The sequence below is a fragment of the Diaphorobacter sp. LR2014-1 genome, from assembly GCF_002916785.1.
Classification (GTDB): domain Bacteria; phylum Pseudomonadota; class Gammaproteobacteria; order Burkholderiales; family Burkholderiaceae_C; genus Diaphorobacter; species Diaphorobacter nitroreducens.
Window position 1 is genome coordinate 219781 of sequence record NZ_MTBE01000001.1, and the last position, 17672, is coordinate 237452.

The following is a 17672-nucleotide window of genomic DNA, read 5'->3' on the forward strand; positions in this document are numbered from 1 at the left end:
CAGGCAGCGCGCGCAGCACCCCGCCGCCTTCATGGGCCAGCACACGGTGGCACCCCGCTCCAGCGGGCTCCACCGGCGCTGGTTCGATCTCACTTAACCACCCAGGTCCTGCGCCGCGCGGTGCGCGCGCACCCGGGCAGCCAGGCAGCGCACGTAGTCATCGCGGATGCCCAAGAGGTCGAGTTGGCACGCCAGCTGGTCCAGGTAGTCGCGGTTGCTGCCCACGCTGCCCTGCGCGCTGGCGATGATGGCCGCGGTGTCGTCCAGCGACAGCCCGCCGCGGTGCAGCGGGTGCGCGGTGTTGGCGGACAGCACCAGCGCGCGCACACCGCCCTGCGGCGTGTGCAGCGGTTGAAAGCCCGGGCAGTAGCTGCCGTGGATCATTTCGCGCCGCCACAGCATGCGCGACTCCCGCTCCAGCAGCGCCTGCGGAATGCGGAATGCCAACCCCTCGCAGTCACCCACGCCGCGCTGCAACGTGAGCACCAGGCCCGGGCTGTCGGGTGTACCGCGGCCGATCGTGGTGGCCAGCGCGAAGCGGCGCGCATGGTCCGCGAGCCGGGCGCGGCGCACCTCGTCAAAGTGGATGGCGGGGTTCCACATCAGCGAGCCGTAGGCAAACACCCAGAGGTCGCACCCCTCGCTCTGCGCCAGCACGGCCTGGCGTGAGCGCTCGACCACGTCATCGGGCAGCCGCCAGTCGGCGGACAGGCCCTGCTGGCGCGCCTGTGCATCCCAGGCGGCGAGCACCTCGTCGGTCAGGCGCAGCCCGCTGGCCTGGGGCGGCGTGAGCCGTCCTTGCAGTTGGGGGAGGTGCCTGAAGGCGTGGGGTTCCATGGGTGGGGTCGATGCAGAACCGGGGGGAAGGAGCGGGTCCGTACGCTGGAGAACGGCGCGGCGGCGCGCCGCTCTTCACTGCGGTTCACTGTATTTCGCATCTACCGCTTGATCAATGGGCCAGAGCGCATCACACCGTCCTGCATAACGGCCGAATGCAGGCTGCGACGAACGCTTGCCGCCCCGCGCCCAGCGGCAGGGGAACCGCCAAGCCGGTATGCGCGGCGCAGGGCTTGCCCTGGAGGGCGCGCCAGCGCTCCTGTTTCAATAGCTGTTAGCGCTTGCTACGTAAGCGCTGGAAGCCCCCGAAACGTATCACGCGGCCTGCGCCTGGCGTCGCGCCACGCCACCGCCCACCAGGGCCGCCGAGACCACACTCAGCACCAGCGCCAGGGCCGAGCCGTAGAAGATGTCGGCGGTCTGCCCGCGATCCAGCAGCACGCCAAACAATGGCGCCGCGACGGAGAAGCCCAGGTCCAGCCCCGAATACACCGTGCCGTACACGCGGCCCGTGGCGCCGGGGGGCGCGGCGCGCTTGATGAGCATGTCGCGCGACGGGCCGGCAATGCCCACGCCCATGCCCGCCAGCGCGGCCACGGCCAGCGCCACCGTGCCGGGCAGTGCGCCCAGCCCCACCAGCACCAGCAGCGCGGCGGAGGCCATCAGGCAGATGCTGATGGTCTTTTCCAGCCGCACCACGCGGCCCACGAGGAAGCCCCCGATCACCATGCCCACGGCGCTGCACAGCATGTAGCCCGTGACCACCATGGAGGTCAGCGACAGCGGCATGTCGTACATCCGCTGCAGCGCAGGGGCGGCAAAGCTCTGGATGGCGCTGAGCGAGCAGGTGCTCCAGAAGAAGAACGAAAAGCACAGCCACACGGCCGGGAGCTTGAGGAAGGCCATGGGGTGTTCCTGCGCGTGCGCGCTGCCCGTGGCGCCCTTGGCCGGCGCATGCGCCCAGGCGCCCTGGCGATCGTCCAGCGCGTCGCGGTTCCACACCATGACGGCCAGCACCACCAGGGCCAGCGCACCGCCGCTCAGGCAGGCCATGCGCCACGATCCCGTGGCCGTGGCGATGCCCGCCATGAACAGCGGCGCGGTGGCCCAGCCCAGGTTGCCCGAGATGCCGTGCACCGAGAAGCCGTGGCCCAGCCGCGCGGGCGACACGCGCTTGTTGAGGATGGTGAAGTCCACCGGGTGGAACGGCGCATTGCCCAGGCCCGCCAGCACCGACGCCACCACCAGGCCCAGGTAGCCGCTGGCGCTGCCCGCGGTGAGGCCCGCCAGCGCAAAGCTGGCCAGCGCGGCGAACAGCACCGGGCGTGCGCCCACGCGGTCCACCAGGAAGCCCGACAGCGCCTGGCCCACGCCGGAGACCACGAAGAACACCGAGACCAGCAGCCCCAATTCGGAATAGCTGTAGCCGAACTCCGCGATCAGGAACGGGAACAGCGGCGGCAGCAGCAGGTGAAAGAAGTGCGAGGAGCCGTGCGCAAGGCCGATCAGGCCAATGGTGCGCGCGTCCTGGCGCAGGGTGGGGGCAGCAGTCGTCATGGGCATGATCTTAGGCAAGGCAGCCGCGGCCGATATACGATAGTCGGCCAATTGCTGTCGCGATCATGCCAAGCCCGTCCCTTCCCCGCCCTGCCCCGCCGCCTGCCGAGCCCGCCGCGGCCAGCACCGCCGGCCGCGCCGCGCGGCCGGCGCGCGTGCTGTCGTACGTGGAGTCGCTCACGCCGCACCTGTTCGTGCCCAGCCGGGAGCGCCCCGTGCGCGCCAAGCACCGCGAGCTGCGCGCCGACACACAGGTGCGCCCGCACAGCCATCCCTGGGCGCAGGTGGCCATCTCCACCACGGGCGTGCTGCGCCTGACGGTGCCGCGCGGCACCTACATCGTGCCGCCCTCGCGCGCGCTGTGGATCCCCCCGGGCGTGGAGCACGCCGTGACCATGGTGGAAGACGCCGACCTGCGCACGCTGTACTTCTACCAGCCGCCCGGGCGCTGCGGCCCCGCCGTCGCGCGCGCGCAGGAAGAGCCCTGGCGCCAGTGCCGCGTGCTGGAGGTGTCCGAGCTGCTGCGCGCCGTGGTGCGCGAGATGCCCACCGACCCCGACGACGGCGCCCCGCCGCCGCCCGAGCTGCTGCACCGCGAGCGCCACCTGAGCGCGCTGATCCTGGACGAGTTGCGCCGTGCCAGCAGCGTGCGCCTGGGCGTGGACCTGCCGCGCGACAAGCGCCTGCGCCACCTGTGCGAGGCGGTGCTGGCCGATCCCACGCGCCACGACACGCTGGCCGACTGGGCGCGCGACACCGGCGCCAGCCCGCGCACGGTGGCGCGCCTCTTTCGCCAGGAGCTGGGCAGCACCTTCACGCAGTGGCGCCAGCAGGTGATCCTGGCGCGCGCCGTGGCGCTGGCCGCGGGGCGCAAGCCCATCAACCAGATCGCCGCCGAGCTGGGCTACAGCAGTCCCAGCGCCTTTTCAGCCATGGTGCGGCGCGCGGTGGGCATGTCGCCGGGGCGCTTCCTGGGCTCGCCGCAGTCGTGAGGCGGACGTGCTTTTGTATGAAAAACGGCTCTAGCGCCCGTCAATTCTGCGCAAGCAGCTATCAATTGAGAAGCATCAAAGTCCTACACCCATTCCGCCATCCAAGGGTTTTCCCTGACGCTTGGCATGGAATGGATCAAGGCGCCGGCCGCTCCTAGTCCCCATGATTTCCACGGCCGAGTCGCGCTACAACCAGTGGGTGCGCGATCACTACCGCTTCCTGCTGCGCAGCGCCTGGGCGCTGACGGGCTCGCGCGCGCTGGCCGAGGACGTGGTGCAGGACTGCTTTACCAGCGCCTGGCGCCACCGCGACCAGCTGCGCGACGCCAGCCTGGCGCGCGCCTGGCTGTTCCAGATCATGCGGCGCCACGCGCTGCGCCACCTGCTGCCGCAGCAGCCGCTCCAATACAGCGCCGACGACCCGGCGCACGACGTCCCCGCACCGCCCTCGCCCATCGACGACCGGCTGGACGTGGTCAAGGCGCTGGCCCGCATCGCCCCCATCCACCGCGAGGTGCTGGTGCTGTACTACTTCGACGACATGTCCACCGCGCAGATGGCCGAGGCGCTGGACATCGCGCCCGGCACGGTGCTGTCGCGCCTGGCCCGGGCGCGCGATGCACTCAAGGCCGCGCTCGGCCCGGCGCCGGCTGCCAGCGCCGGCGTGATCCCCCTGCGAAAGGCCAGCCGATGACCCGCCCCACCCCTCCGCAGGACCTACTCGCGCAGGCGCTGCAGGAGACCGATTTCGACCTGCGCGCACGCGCCGAGATGGCCTTGGCCTTTCCCCCCTCCGAGCCGCCCGCGCATCTGTTCAGACACACGCCCTGGCATGCACGCCGCGGCGTGCGGCGGCTGCTGGCCGCGCTGCTGGCCGGCAGCACTGCGGCGTCGGCCGTGTTCGCCATGCGCCCGCCCTCGCTGGTGCGCTCGGCCATCGAGCACGAGTACTACGAACGTACGCTGCGCGGCAGCTTCATGCCCGAGGCCGAAGTCGCCCGCCACCTGGACCTGCCGCCCGGCCAGCCCCTGCCCGGCTTCACCCAGCTGCTGCGCCCCTGCGAGATCGAAGGCAGCCGCGCCTACCACCTGACCACCTTCTTCGAGAAGGGCGGCATCGTCACCGTCATGGCCTTCGACCAGCCCACGGCCCTGCCCGACGGCCAGGGCTGGTGGGCCAACAGCTACTGGCAGGTGGCGCGCTCGCGCGAAGGCCGCCCGCTGGTGCTCATCGCGCAAAAAAAACAGGCGCTGGCCGTGGCCAGCCGGGCGCTGGCAGCGCCGGCAGCGGCTCACTGAGCGGCCGGCTGGCCGCGCCTCTTTCTTCACTTTACTTTTCCCACCAACCCCAGCAACGATTCCCAGGAGACAACGCCCCATGCACACCCAAGCTCCCGCCTCCCTGCCCCGCCGCCGCCTGCTGGCGGGCAGCGCCAGCGCGCTGGCCGCCGCCGGCCTGGCCAGCTTCCACCAGGGCGCCGCGGCGCAGTCGGCCGCGCCGGCCGCGGCCAAGCCGCTGCCCGGCTACGCCGGCTGGAAGAACGCCGATGCCGTCATCGTGCACAGCAGCACCACCATCGAGACGCGCCGCGGCGCCTTTGGCACCAGCGTCATCACGCCCTCGGACCAGCTGTACGTGCGCAACAACCTGCCCACGCCGCCCGAGTCCATCGTCGCTGACCGCGACGCCTGGCAGGTGCAGGTGAGCGGGGTAAAGGAGCCGCGCCGCCTGTCGGTGCGCGAGCTCAAGGCCATGGGGCTGGAGACGGTGACCATGGTGCTGCAGTGCTCGGGCAACGGCCGGGGCTTCTTCCCCAGCAAGCCCAGCGGCACGCCCTGGACGGTGGGCGCCGCCGGCTGCGTGGTCTGGAGCGGCGTGCCCGTGCGCGACGTGGCGCGCGCCCTGGGTGGCGTGGCTGACGGCATGAAGTACATGACCGGCACCGGCGGCGAGGTGCTGCCCGCCGGCATCGACCCCAAGACGGTGATCGTCGAGCGTTCGGTGCCGCTGGAGGCCATGCAGGATGCGCTGCTGGCCTGGGAGATGAACGGTGAGCCCATACCGCTGGCGCACGGCGGGCCGCTGCGCCTGATCGTGCCGGGCTACACCGGCGTGAACAACATCAAGTACATCGGCCAGCTCGCCTTCACCGACAAGGAGAGCGAGGCGCGCATCATGAGCCACGGCTACCGCATCTCGCCGCCGGGCGGCAAGGGCGACCCCAGCCAGCCGTCGGTGCAGCAGATGAGCGTCAAGTCCTGGATCAACGGCCCGCTGCCCGAAGATGGCGAGCTGGCCCCGGGCCGCGTGCAGATCCACGGCGTGGCCTTCGGCGGCATGCACGCCGTCAAGGGTGTGGAGGTGTCCGTCGATGGCGGCAAGACCTGGCAGGCCGCGCGCCTGGTGGGCCCGGACATGGGCCGCTACGCCTGGCGCCAGTTCGTGCTGCAGGCCGACCTGCCGCGCGGCAGCCACACCCTGGCCAGCCGAGCCACCGATGCTCAGGGCAACGTGCAGCCCGAGCAGCGCGAGGAGAACCAAGCCGGCTACAACAACAGCAGCTGGGCGGACCACGCGGTGACCGTCAAGGTGGCCTGAAGCGCCCGCCCCACCCTCTCTCCATCCCTTTACCTTGTGCGGCAGCCGCCGCCGCCCGGCCCGGCCACCAGGCCGGGCGGCCCGCGGCGCGCCCCTGCCATTCACCATGATCCAGAAAAAACTGCCGTCCCTCGCCCTGTCCACCCTCTTGCTGGCCGCCGGCCCAGCGCTGGCCGATGAAGCCGCCCAGATGGCCCTGGGCAAGAAGCTGTTCAACACCGCCACGCCAGCCTGCGCCGTGTGCCACACCCTGAAGGACGCCGGCGCCGAGGGCGCCATCGGCCCCGTGCTGGACGAGCTGCAGCCCGACGCCGACCGCGTCACGCGCGCCATGCGCAACGGCATCGGCAGCATGCCGTCCTTCAAGGGCACGCTGAGCGATGCGGAGATTGCCGCCGTCGCCCTGTACGTGAGCCGCGCCAGCCGGGGCAAGTGAGCCCGGCAATCCTGCGCGCCTCGGCGTGTTTATAGGAAAAACCACCTCCAGCCCTTGCTGCATAAGCGCTGGCAGCTAGCAAAAAGATAGTTGAAAGCAAAAACGCCAGCGCGGCCTTGAGCCGCGCTGGCGTTTTTTTCAGGGGCGCTGGTGGATCAGCGCGACAGCGCGCCCGCCGTAGCCGTGTCCAGGCGGCCCGTCACGGGCAGGCCCTGGGACTGCTGGAATTCGCGCAGCGCCTTGGCCGTTTTCGGGCCTGCGGAGCCGTCGGGCGTGCCGACGTTGTAGCCCAGCGCATTCAGGCGCTCCTGCGCCTCGCGCACCGACATGGCTGCGCCCGCCCTGGTTTGCGACGGAGCCGCCCCGCCGTCCACCGACAGCTTGCCGCCGCCGCCCAGGCCCTGGCCCTGCACCGACTGCGCCTTGTAGCTGCGCAGCGCCACAACCATTTGGTTGTAGGCATCCATGAACGCAGCGGTGATCACCTTGCCTTGCGCGGTGTTCTGGTAGCCCCCCAGGCCACCGCCGGCCGAGCCGCCGAACAGGCTTCCGAAGCCGGCAAAGTCGCTCTTGGAGGCGCTGCCTTCGGAGGCCGCCACCTGCACGCCCGAGCGGTTGTCCACCAGGGTCCACCAGGGTCAGCATGGCGCTGGCCTCGCGCGTCTTCAGGCCGCCGCCGACGGCCGCCAGCGCACGGCCGCTGCCGCCGCCGATCAGGCCGCCCAGCACGCCGCCGATGGCGCCTGCGTCGTTGTTCGAGAAGATGATCTCGGGCGACAAGCCGTAGTCGGACGCCACCATCTGGCCCCGGCCAAAGTTGCTGCCGCCGCGCATCTCGCCGGAGCCCATGAGCTGGCGCTCGCGGTCCATGGCGCGCATGCCGGCTGCGCCGCGCTCCACCACGATGAAGCAGTTGGACTGCTGGATCAGCAGGCGCAGCAGGTTGGCCGTGGGGGGCAGCTTGTACTCGTTGCGCAGGATGGTGTACCAGCCGGCGTCCTGGTTCTCGACCAGCGACACGGTGCCCAGGGGCGACTGGCAGCGCTCCAGCTGGCCGCTCTCGTTGGCGGCGCTGCCGCCGGCGGCAGCGCCGGTGGCCACGGTCTTGGACTCGGCGCTGCCCATCCGCATGTTGGTGGTTTCGCAGCCGGTCAGGGCCAGGGCGGCGCAGGCGGCCGCCAGCAGCGTCAGTGGTTTACGGGACATAGCTTTCCTTCCTCTCTCTTTTCTCGCATTCCGGGGTGTGTGGGACACGTCTCAACCGAGGCGTTGCGGTCTGCGCACGCGGTACAGGACCGGCGTGGCCGACGTGAATGCAAAGTCATACCGATTCGGCAGTTTTTGCAACCGATGTTTGCAAGTTGTTTCGTTTTAGTGTGGCGCAGCACCGTCCCCCGGCAAAGGCAATTGGTAGATCCACACCGCATGGCCGGCGAAGGAATCCAGCCGCGCGCTGGGGCACACGCCCGGCACGGCGAACGCCAGACTCACGAGCCAGCTGCCCGGCGCCATCTCCGCGCGGGCCTTCGCGGCCACGCGGGCCATGCTCTCGGGCCGCTGGAACACGTACACAAGGTCGTAACCGCCCCAGTCCGTGGCCCAGATATCGCCGCGCCGCACGCGCGCCCAGGGGCAGCGCAGCCGGCACAGCAACGCCAAAGGTCCGCTCCACTCCAGGCCGTGCAGCCGCGCCTGCGGATAGGCCGCGCGCAGGGCCTTGAGGCCATCGCCCAGGCCGCAGCCGGCGTCCAGCACGGCAGCACCCGCGGGCAGCGGCGCGGCGTCCTGCAGGCCGCGCAGCGCACCCGGCGGGGTGGGAAACAGCGGCGCATCACGCCAGGCGTTGAGCGGATACACCAGCAGCAGCAGCGCCAGCGGCAGCAGCCAGCCCCAGGCCGGTAGCGCCACCGCGCCGCCCAGTGCCGCCGACAAGGGAAAGCCCAGCGCGATCAGGCCGCGGCGCCACCAGCCCTGCGCCAGCAGGCTGCCCGCCACACCCACGGCGCAGGCCAGCCCGAGCGCCGCCAGCGGGGCCACGCTGCCGCGCAGGCCCGCGAACAGCAGCCACGCCGCCGCCCACACCAGCACCGCCGGCAGCGGCCAGGGCAGGACGATGCGCCGCGGCGGCGGCGCGTGCAGACGATGGGGTCGGCGGGGCCGGCGCGGCATGGGCACGGGCCGCAACGATGCGGCGTCAGCCGCCCCGCAGGCGCTCGATGAGGCCGTTGAGCGCCTCCAGCGAGCCAAACTGGATGGCCAGCTCACCCATCTCCTCGACCCGGCTGCCGCGCTTGACGCGCTTCTTGACGCGCACCTCGACCTCGGCCATGAGCAGGTCGGACAACTCTTCCTCCACGCGCTTGAGGTCGCGCGACTTGTCCTTCTTGGGCTTTTGCGGCGTGAGGGCGAACTCCGCACCCAGCTTCTTGACGAGGCTCTCGGCCTCGCGCACCGACAGCTTCTTCGCCGCGATCTGGTTGCCCGCGGTGATCTGCGCCGCGCGCTCCAGCGACAGCAACGCGCGCGCGTGGCCCATGTCGATGTCGCCGGCCATGAGCATGGTCTGCACCGGCTCGGCCAGGTTCAAAAGGCGCAGCAGGTTGCTCGCCGCGCTGCGCGAGCGCCCCACGGCCTGCGCCGCCTGTTCGTGGGTGAGGCCGAACTCGCGGATCAGGCGCTGCAGGCCCTGGGCCTCTTCCAGCGGGTTGAGGTCCTCGCGCTGGATGTTCTCGATGAGCGCCATGGCCGCGGCCGCCTCGTTGGGCACGTCGCGCACCAGCACCGGCACCTCGGCCAGGCCCGCCAGGCGCGAGGCGCGAAAGCGCCGCTCGCCCGCGATGATTTCGTACAACGGCCCACTGGCGCTGAGGGCGCCCATCGCTGCCGAAGCCCCCTGCGATGCACGCTCCTGGCGGCGCTGTTGCGCCTGTTCGTCGTCGAGGCGCCGCACAAGGATCGGCTGCATGATGCCCTGGGCCTTGATGGATTCGGCCAGTTCGTACAGCGCGCCCTCGTCCATGCGCGTGCGCGGCTGGTAGATGCCGGGCACGAGACGGTCCAGGGCCAGCGTGCTCACCGGCCCGTCTGCCGCACCCGCTGCGTTGGCGCCGGCGGGCGCCTTGTCGGCCACCTTGGGGCCCAGCAGTGCTTCCAGGCCGCGTCCCAGGCCCTTGGGTTTCTTGGTGACCATGTGTCTTCAGTCCTTGTTCATCAATGCGCGCAGCAGTGCGTGCCCTTCGGGCCAGTCGCCCAGGTCGGAATCGGCGTTGATATGGCCGCGGGGACCTGAGTCCACGAAGCGTGCGCCCCACGCACCGGCCAGCGTCTGCGCACGCTCAAAGCTGCAGTAGGGATCGTCCTGGCTGCCCACCAGCACGGCCGGAAAGGGCAGCACCTGGCGCGCGATGGGCGCCCAGCCGGGGACCTGCACGGCCAGGTCGGGCCGCTCCACATCGCCCGGCGCCACCAGCAGCGCACCGCGCACCTTGTGCGCGTGGCGGGTGTGCGCCGCCCACCACGCGGTGAGGATGCACCCCAGGCTGTGCGCGGCCAGCACCACCTCGCCCGGCGCATCGGCCACGACCTCTTCCAGCCGCGCGGACCAGTCGCCGCGCAACGGACGCATCCAGTCGTGCTGCTGCACGCGCTGGTAGCCATGCAGCCGCTCCCACTCGGTTTGCCAGTGGCCGGGGCCGGAGTTCTGCCAGCCGGGCAGGAGGAGGATCTGCGAGGGGTTCATGCGGCGTTACTATTATTTATATAGCTTATAGCGCTTATCCAATAAGCCTTGGAAGCCATTTTGACCGGTAAGACCTTGGCCAGGCATCACATGCGCTTCACGCGCTCCACCATCTCGCGCGCGAACTCCAGAAAAGCCTGGCTGCCCTTGGCCGCGGGATCGAACACCACGCCGGGCAAACCGTAGCTGGGCGCCTCGGCCAGGCGCACGTTGCGCGGGATCACGGTGTCGAACACCTTGTCGCCGAAGTGGTCCTTGAGCTGCTCGCTGACCTGGCTTTGCAGCGTGATGCGCGGGTCGAACATCACGCGCAGCAGGCCGATGATCTGCAGGTCGGGATTCAGGTTGGCATGCACCTGCTTGATGGTATTCACCAGATCGGTCAGGCCCTCCAGCGCGAAGTACTCGCACTGCATCGGCACGATGACGCCGTGGGCGCTGCACAGACCGTTCAGCGTGAGCATGGACAGGGAGGGCGGGCAGTCGATGAGCACGAAATCGTAGTCGGAGTCCACCGCCGCCAGGGCGGCTTTCAGGCGGCGTTCGCGCTGCTCCAGCGGCACCAGTTCCACCTCTGCCCCGGCGAGTTCGCGGTTGGCGCCCAGCACGCGGTAGCCGCACTGCTCCGACAGCACGGCGGCCTCCGGCACCGAGGCAGACTCCAACAGCACGTCGTACACCGACAGCTCCAGCGCGCGCTTGTCCACGCCCGAGCCCATGGTGGCATTGCCCTGCGGGTCCAGGTCCACGAGCAGCACGCGCTGGCCAATCTTGGCCAGGCCCGCGGCCAGATTGACGGAAGTGGTGGTCTTGCCGACCCCACCCTTTTGATTGGCAATGCAGAAGATCTTGGCCATGCGGGGCAATTCGCTATTACTTGGAAATGGCCAGCTTGACGCCGAAGCCGATGAGGAACACGCCCGCCGTTTTCTCCAGCACGCGCGCCACCGTGGGGTTGGCGCGCATGCGCTCGGCCAGGAAGTGCGTGAGCAGCACCACGACCAGGCTGTACAGGAAGGTGAGCGTGGCGATGGTGGCGGCCATGGCGGCGAAGGTGACCAACCCGCGGTGCGTGGCCGGGTTCACGAACAGCGGGAAGAAGGCCATGTAGAACACGATGGCCTTGGGGTTGAGCAGCGTGATGACCGCCCCCTGGCGGAAGTAGTGGCGCGGCGCGATGTTCAGCACCGGCGCATCCCCCGGCTTGGCGGTGAGCATCTTGTAGCCCATCCAGCCCAGGTAGACGGCGCCCAGCCATTGCACGGCATGGAATGCCGCCGGATACGCGGCCAGCAGGCCCGCCACGCCCGCCACCGCCATCCACATGAGCACCTGGTCGGCGGCGATCACGCCCATGCAGGCGGCCATGCCGGCGCGCACACCGCCCTTGCCGGTGGAAGTGATGAGCGCCAGATTGCCCGGCCCCGGGATGGCGAGGAACAACACGATGGCGGCGACGAATGCGCCGTAGTCTGCAATGCCGAACATGGGAGCGCCTTGCGAAGCGGGAGGGGGCTTGAGTTTACGCGACGGGGCGCAGCCAGAGGATGCAGCGTTCGGCCTGCAGGCCCGGCACAGTGAGTGGTTCCACGTGAAACACGCTTACGTCCGCCGGTAGCGCGGCAATCTCGTCGTGCGGGTGCTTTCCCTTCATGGCCAGCCACACGCCGTGCGGTGCCAGTGCCTGGCGCGACCAGGCGGTGAAGTCCGCCAGCGCGGCAAAGGCGCGGCAACTGACCACATCGAACGGACCGGCCAGCGTTTCCACGCGCGCATGAATGCCACGCAGGTTGGACAGACCGAGGGTGCCCGCCGCCTGCTGGATGAACGCTGCTTTCTTGGCCACGGTGTCCACGCAACTCACATCCACTTCCGGGCAACAAATGGCGAACACCACGCCAGGCAGTCCCCCGCCTGATCCCACATCCAGCAGCCGTGCGCCCGGGCGGGCCGCACTGTCCTGCCCCCTCTGTGCGACATGGCGGCGCAGCGGCGGGACGGCAGCCAGGCTGTCCAGCAGGTGGTGCGTGAGCATTTCCTGCGGATCGCGCACCGCCGTGAGGTTGTAGACCTTGTTCCACTTTTGCAGCAGTGCCAGGAAGTCCAATAGCTGTGTGATTTGCGCTTCCGACAGATCCAACCCCAAGGCGTTGGCGCCCTCACGCAGGGTGAACTCAAGGCTTGTGTTCGACACCACGCTCATGCGACCGTCTCCACCCCATCCGCCGGCTGCGGGGCAAACCCTTTGAAACCGCCCTTCTTCAAGTGGACCATCAGCAGCGAGATCGCCGCCGGTGTCACCCCGGAAATGCGTGACGCCTGGCCCAACGTCTCCGGCCGGTGCTTCTGCAGTTTTTGCCGCACCTCGATCGACAAGGCCGCCACCTGCATGTAGTCCAGATCTTCAGGCAGACGCAGCTTCTCGAAGTGCGCGGCGCGCTGCACCTCATCCCGTTGGCGGTCGATGTAGCCCGCGTACTTGGCGGCAATCTCGACCTGCTCGATCACGGGTGCGCTCAGCTCGCCCAACGTTTCACGTGAAACAGCCTCGCTTGCATACTTGCCGCCATCCATGGTCGTCAGTGCGTCGTACCCCACGTCCGGACGGCGCAACAGGTCGAAGAGGTTGTATTCATGTTCGATGGCTTTACCCAGCACGCGCTCGGCCTCCACCGTGGGCAGGTTGCGCGGGTTCACCCATGTCGATTTCAAACGCTCTGTTTCACGTGAAACCGCATCGCGCTTGCGGCTGAAAGCGTCCCAGCGCGCATCATCCACCAAACCCATGCGACGCCCCGCATCGGTCAGGCGCATGTCGGCGTTGTCCTCGCGCAGCTGCAGGCGGAACTCGGCGCGGCTGGTGAACATGCGGTAGGGCTCGGTCACGCCCTTGGTGATCAGATCGTCCACCAACACGCCCAGATAGGCCTCGTCGCGCGCGGGCACCCAGGCACCCTCCCCTCGGCATTGCAGCGCGGCGTTGATACCGGCGAACAGACCCTGCGCCGCCGCCTCCTCGTACCCTGTGGTGCCATTGATCTGGCCTGCGAAGAACAGGCCCTGGATCTGCCGCGTCTCGAAACTGCTCTTGAGCGAGCGCGGGTCGAAGTAGTCGTACTCGATGGCGTAGCCAGGCCGCAGGATGTGCGCGTTCTCCAGGCCACGCATCGAGCGCACCAGGTCGTACTGGATGTCGAACGGCAGGCTGGTGCTGATGCCGTTGGGGTAGAACTCGTGCGTGGTCAGCCCTTCGGGCTCCAGAAAGATCTGATGGGTTTCCTTGTCGGCAAAGCGGTTGATCTTGTCCTCCACGCTGGGGCAATAGCGCGGGCCCACGCCCTCGATCTTGCCGGTGAACATGGGACTGCGGTCAAAGCCGCTGCGGATGATCTCGTGCGTGCGCGCGTTGGTGTGCGTGATCCAGCAGGGCACCTGGCGCGGGTGCATGGCCGCCCCACCGTACGCATGCGCCATGAAGCTGAACACCGGCACAGCACCCTCGTTCACGCCGCCGGGCATGCCATCGCCGGGCTGCTCCTCACACTGGCTGAAGTCGATGCTGCGCCCGTCGATGCGCGGCGGCGTGCCGGTCTTCAAGCGCCCCTGGGGCAGCTGCAGCTCCTTCAGGCGTGCCGACAGGCTTACGGCCGGCGGATCCCCCGCGCGGCCGGCCGCGTAGTTGTTGAGGCCCACGTGGATCTTGCCGTCCAAGAAGGTGCCCGCCGTCAGCACCACCGTGCGACTGCGAAAGCGGATACCCACCTGCGTGACGGCGCCCACCACGCGGTCGCCCTCCACCATCAGGTCGTCCACCGCCTGCTGGAACAGCCACAGGTTGGGTTGGTTCTCCAGCATGCGGCGGATGGCCGCTTTGTAGAGGATGCGGTCGGCCTGCGCGCGCGTGGCGCGCACGGCCGGGCCCTTGCTGCTGTTGAGGATGCGGAACTGGATGCCCGCCTCATCGGTCGCCAGCGCCATGGCGCCACCCAGCGCGTCCACCTCCTTCACCAGGTGGCCCTTGCCAATGCCGCCGATGCTGGGGTTGCAGCTCATCTGCCCCAGCGTCTCGATGTTGTGCGTGAGCAGCAGCGTGCGGCTGCCCATGCGCGCGGCGGCCAGCGCGGCCTCGGTGCCGGCATGGCCTCCGCCAACGACGATGACATCGAAATCCTGGGGGTACAACATGGTGGGGTGCTCCGGGCCCGCTGCGGCCCTGTCAAACGGTGAACAAGCCCGGCTTTCACGGCGCCGGTACCGCCCCCACCCTCGCGCCTGCGCTGCCGGCCCGGCGGGGAACCCGTGATTTTCCCATCTTTGCCACCCCGATGCGCGGCGGGGTTTGTTTCACGTGAAACCGCGCAGGAAAAGTGTGTCCAGGCTGTGCTCCAATCCCGCGCATGAAGTTCCTCGTGTTCGCGGGCAGCACCCGCACCCAATCATTCAACCGCCGTCTGGCCGCCGTGGCCGCACACATGGCGCGCGACGCCGGCGCCGAGGTCACGCTGCTGGAGCTGGCCGACTTCGACATCCCCCTCTACAACGCCGACCTGGAGACCGCCGGCACCCCGGCCGACGTGATCCGGCTGAAGGAAGTGCTGGACGACCACCCCGCCTGGGTGATCTGCTCGCCCGAGTACAACGGCAGCTACACCGGCCTGCTCAAGAACACCATCGACTGGGCCTCCAGCCCCGTGGCCGGACACGCGGAATGGAGTGATGGCACTCGCCCGTTCGCGGGCAAGGTGGTGGGGATGCTCAGCGCGTCCAACGGCGCACTGGGCGGCCTGCGGTCGCAAAGCCACCTGGCGCCGCTGCTGCTCAACCTGGAATGCTGGCTGGCGCCGCGCCATTTCGCGCTGCCGCGCGCGGCCAGTGCCTTCGACGCCCAGGGCCAGCTGGTCGACGCAAGCCAAGCCGCCCACGTGCGCGGCGTGGTGGAGCAGGTCCTGTGGGCTGCCGGGCGGCTGCACGGCACCGCGTGACAGAAGCAAAAACCGGCACCAGCGCATATCCAGCAAGCGCTGACAGCTATGAATTAGATAGCGTCGCGGACTGCCGCCCCGGCTGCGGCGCCTGCTGCACGGCGCCGTCGATTTCCTCGCCCATTCCCGGCATGCCGCACGGCAAGCCGGCCGGCATGCGCTGCGTGCAACTGGACGACGACGCACGCTGCCGCATCTTCGGCCGGCCCGAGCGCCCCACGGTGTGCGCCTCGCTGCGGCCCAGCCCCGCCATGTGCGGCGACAGCCGCGCGCACGCGATGCGCTGGCTGGCGTTGATGGAACAGGCCACGCAGCCGTCCACGCCCCGCTGAGGCCGCCTTGCCCCCAGGCGCAGCGCCGCGGGGAAACGCCCCCACAAAGGCCTTGGCATGGCAGACCCGCGCAGGTCGGCATAGCATGCGCTGCGGAGATTTTCTTCATCACTCTCTTGAAAGGACAAGACCGCATGAAGCTCTACTACTCCCCTGGCGCCTGCTCGCTCTCCCCGCACATCGTGCTGCACGAAACCGGCTTGGCCCACACCTCGGTGCTGGCCAGCACCAAGAGCCACAAGCTGCAGGACGGCACCGACTACTACACCATCAACCCCCTGGGCTACGTGCCGGTGCTGGAGCTGGACGACGGCACGCGCCTGCGCGAAGGCCCCGCCATCGTGCAGTACCTGGCCGACCAGGCGCCGCACAAGAACCTCGCCCCCGCCAACGGTACGCTGGCGCGCTACCGTCTGCAGGAGTGGCTGACCTTCATCGGCACCGAGATCCACAAGGGCTTCAGCCCCCTGTTCAAGCCCACCACTCCCGCGGACTACAAGCCCCTGGTGCATGAGCAACTGCTCAGCCGCCTCAAGTGGGTGGACGGCGAACTGGCCCACAAGCCCTACCTCATGGGCGAGCACTTCAGCGTGGCCGACGCCTACTTGTTCACAGTGACCAACTGGGCCCCCGCCGTGAACCTGGACATCTCCGCACTGAAGAACCTGGCGGCCTACCGCGAACGCATCGCCGCCCGCCCCGCCGTGCAGGCCGCCATGAAGGCCGAGGGCCTGCTCAAGTAAGGCCCACATGGCCGCGCCCGGCATCTGCGGGGCGCGGCTTGTGCGCGCTGGCGCCTCGCCGCAAAAATCCCCCCGCGCGCCGCACGCCCGGCGCCATCCAGGGCCGCCAGCCGGCCCCACCGCCGTACCCCCTCCCTGTTTGACGTAGCACAGAACCCGTGGTTCTGCAGCGCCTGGGTGTACTGCACGCCTTGAGCGATACCGGTAACCTTTGATGCGTTCCGCACCTCCCGCGGTTCGCTTTGCAAGAAGGTACTGAAGTCGCATGCCCACTCTGTTCGATCCCATCCAGGCCGGTGACCTGCACCTGGCCAACCGTATCGCCATGGCGCCGCTGACGCGCAACCGCTCGCCCCGGGCCGTGCCGCGCGACATCACCGCCACCTACTACGCCCAGCGCGCCAGCGCCGGCCTGCTGATCACCGAGGGCACGGCCATCACCCACCAGGGCCAGGGCTATTCCGACGTGCCGGGCCTGTACGGCACCGAGCAGCTGGACGGCTGGAAGCGCGTTACCCAGGCCGTGCATGCACGCGGCGGCAAGATCGTCACCCAGCTGTGGCACGTGGGGCGCGTGTCGCACACTGCCCTGCAGCCGGAGGGCGGCGCGCCCGTGGCGCCGTCGGCCGTGCGCGCGCAATCGCAGACCTACCTGGTGGACGCGGCCAGCGGCCAGGGCCAGTTCGTGCCCACGTCCGAGCCCCGCGCACTGGCGGCCGAGGAACTGCCGGACATCGTGCATGCCTTCGCCGCCGCCGCGCGCAACGCGGTGCAGACGGCGGGCTTTGACGGCGTGGAGATCCACGGCGCCAACGGCTACCTGCTGGACCAATTCCTCAAGGACGGCGCCAACCAGCGCAAGGACGACTACGGCGGCGGCATCGCCAACCGCGTGCGCCTGATGGTGGAGGTGACGCGCGCCGTGGTGGACGCCATCGGCGGCGGCCGCGTGGGCATTCGTCTCTCGCCCGTCACGCCCGCCAACGACATCCGCGACAGCGACCCGCAGCCGCTGTTTGAACACCTGGCGCGCGAGCTGGCGCCGCTGGGCCTGGCCTTCATCCACGTGATCGAGGGCGCCACCGGCGGCCCGCGCGAGGTGGAAGGCCGCCCCTTCGACTACGCCGCGTTCAAGAACGCCTACCGCAGCGCGGGCGGGCGCGGCGCCTGGATGGTGAACAACGGCTATGACCGCGACATGGCCCAGGAGGCGCTGGCCAGCGGCCGTGCCGACATCGTGGCCTTTGGCCGCGCGTTCATCTCCAACCCCGACCTGGTGGAGCGCCTGCGGCGGGGCGCCCCGCTCAACGCCTGGGACCAAACCACGTTCTACGGCGGCGGCGAGCACGGCTACATCGACTACCCCGCGCTGGAGCAGGCACCGGCCTGACGCAGGCGGCCCGCCAAGCATCACGCCCGGCGCCGGGCGTGATGCTTCATGGATGGATATAAAAA

General features: G+C 69.6%; 18 protein-coding genes and 1 pseudogene. 9 read left to right on the top strand and 10 right to left on the bottom strand.

The genetic code is table 11. The annotated features are described in order from the left end of the window. Nucleotides 1-93: 93 nt before the first annotated feature. Complete coding sequence (locus tag BV908_RS01035; RefSeq protein ID WP_103736946.1) at nt 94-837, bottom strand: gamma-glutamylcyclotransferase; 744 nt, start codon at nt 835-837, stop codon at nt 94-96. A gap of 315 nt (nt 838-1152) precedes the next feature. Further along, nucleotides 1153-2400, bottom strand: coding sequence for an MFS transporter (locus tag BV908_RS01040; protein WP_103736947.1), 1248 nt, complete (start codon nt 2398-2400; stop codon nt 1153-1155). Nucleotides 2401-2459: 59 nt separating this feature from the next. Here BV908_RS01040 and BV908_RS01045 point away from each other — a divergent pair, with 59 nt between their 5' ends. The 5 genes from BV908_RS01045 (at nt 2460) to BV908_RS01065 (ending at nt 6421) form a co-directional block, all read left to right on the top strand. Beyond that, nucleotides 2460-3386, top strand: a complete 927-nt coding sequence (locus BV908_RS01045; RefSeq protein ID WP_246867419.1) for a helix-turn-helix transcriptional regulator — start codon at nt 2460-2462, stop codon at nt 3384-3386. Nucleotides 3387-3549: 163 nt separating this feature from the next. Next, the gene (locus tag BV908_RS01050) at nt 3550-4080 is read left to right on the top strand and encodes a sigma-70 family RNA polymerase sigma factor (RefSeq protein ID WP_041835835.1); all 531 of its coding nucleotides are present in this window, start codon (nt 3550-3552) and stop codon (nt 4078-4080) included. Continuing rightward, entirely contained in the window at nt 4077-4685 is a 609-nt protein-coding gene (locus BV908_RS01055) for a hypothetical protein (protein WP_019373992.1), read from the top strand. Before BV908_RS01050 ends, BV908_RS01055 begins: the two co-directional genes overlap by 4 nt. A gap of 79 nt (nt 4686-4764) precedes the next feature. Next, nucleotides 4765-5985 carry a sulfite oxidase gene (locus BV908_RS01060; RefSeq protein WP_011803507.1) on the top strand — a complete coding sequence of 407 codons (1221 nt, stop codon included), beginning with the start codon at nt 4765-4767 and terminating at the stop codon, nt 5983-5985. A 106-nt stretch (nt 5986-6091) separates the two neighbouring features. Beyond that, a complete protein-coding gene (locus tag BV908_RS01065; RefSeq protein ID WP_011803506.1) occupies nt 6092-6421 on the top strand; it encodes a cytochrome c in 330 nt (109 codons plus the stop codon). Nucleotides 6422-6576: 155 nt separating this feature from the next. Here the strand turns inward: BV908_RS01065 and BV908_RS01070 are convergent. The 8 genes and pseudogenes from BV908_RS01070 to mnmG form a co-directional block, all read right to left on the bottom strand. Next, nucleotides 6577-7627: pseudogene (locus tag BV908_RS01070) on the bottom strand (peptidoglycan-binding domain-containing protein). A 165-nt stretch (nt 7628-7792) separates the two neighbouring features. Then, entirely contained in the window at nt 7793-8590 is a 798-nt protein-coding gene (locus tag BV908_RS01075) for a class I SAM-dependent methyltransferase (protein ID WP_103736948.1), read from the bottom strand. A gap of 25 nt (nt 8591-8615) precedes the next feature. Then, nucleotides 8616-9611 (bottom strand): ParB/RepB/Spo0J family partition protein, encoded by a 996-nt coding sequence (locus BV908_RS01080; RefSeq protein ID WP_011803503.1) that lies wholly within the window; start codon nt 9609-9611, stop codon nt 8616-8618. Between the two features lie 6 nt (nt 9612-9617). Continuing rightward, a complete protein-coding gene (locus BV908_RS01085; RefSeq protein WP_103736949.1) occupies nt 9618-10160 on the bottom strand; it encodes an alpha/beta hydrolase in 543 nt (180 codons plus the stop codon). Nucleotides 10161-10246: 86 nt separating this feature from the next. Continuing rightward, nucleotides 10247-11017: an AAA family ATPase gene (locus tag BV908_RS01090; RefSeq protein WP_011803501.1), complete on the bottom strand. Its 771-nt coding sequence runs from the start codon at nt 11015-11017 to the stop codon at nt 10247-10249. Nucleotides 11018-11033: 16 nt separating this feature from the next. Then, entirely contained in the window at nt 11034-11648 is a 615-nt protein-coding gene (locus tag BV908_RS01095; RefSeq protein ID WP_011803500.1) for a LysE family transporter, read from the bottom strand. 34 nt (nt 11649-11682) lie between these two features. Beyond that, nucleotides 11683-12363 (bottom strand): 16S rRNA (guanine(527)-N(7))-methyltransferase RsmG, encoded by a 681-nt coding sequence (gene rsmG / locus BV908_RS01100; RefSeq protein WP_103736950.1) that lies wholly within the window; start codon nt 12361-12363, stop codon nt 11683-11685. Next, nucleotides 12360-14345, bottom strand: coding sequence for a tRNA uridine-5-carboxymethylaminomethyl(34) synthesis enzyme MnmG (gene mnmG / locus BV908_RS01105; RefSeq protein ID WP_103736951.1), 1986 nt, complete (start codon nt 14343-14345; stop codon nt 12360-12362). Before mnmG ends, rsmG begins: the two co-directional genes overlap by 4 nt. 212 nt (nt 14346-14557) lie before the next feature. On the opposite strand from mnmG, the gene BV908_RS01110 reads away from it, so the two are divergent. From BV908_RS01110 to BV908_RS01125, 4 genes are all read left to right on the top strand, one after another. Then, nucleotides 14558-15142 carry an NAD(P)H-dependent oxidoreductase gene (locus tag BV908_RS01110; RefSeq protein WP_103736952.1) on the top strand — a complete coding sequence of 195 codons (585 nt, stop codon included), beginning with the start codon at nt 14558-14560 and terminating at the stop codon, nt 15140-15142. Then, nucleotides 15139-15474 (top strand): YkgJ family cysteine cluster protein, encoded by a 336-nt coding sequence (locus BV908_RS01115; RefSeq protein WP_103736953.1) that lies wholly within the window; start codon nt 15139-15141, stop codon nt 15472-15474. Before BV908_RS01110 ends, BV908_RS01115 begins: the two co-directional genes overlap by 4 nt. Before the next feature lie 134 nt (nt 15475-15608). After that, nucleotides 15609-16217 carry a glutathione transferase GstA gene (gstA, locus tag BV908_RS01120; protein WP_103736954.1) on the top strand — a complete coding sequence of 203 codons (609 nt, stop codon included), beginning with the start codon at nt 15609-15611 and terminating at the stop codon, nt 16215-16217. Nucleotides 16218-16482: 265 nt separating this feature from the next. Then, entirely contained in the window at nt 16483-17607 is a 1125-nt protein-coding gene (locus tag BV908_RS01125; protein WP_103736955.1) for an alkene reductase, read from the top strand. Nucleotides 17608-17672: the final 65 nt, after the last annotated feature.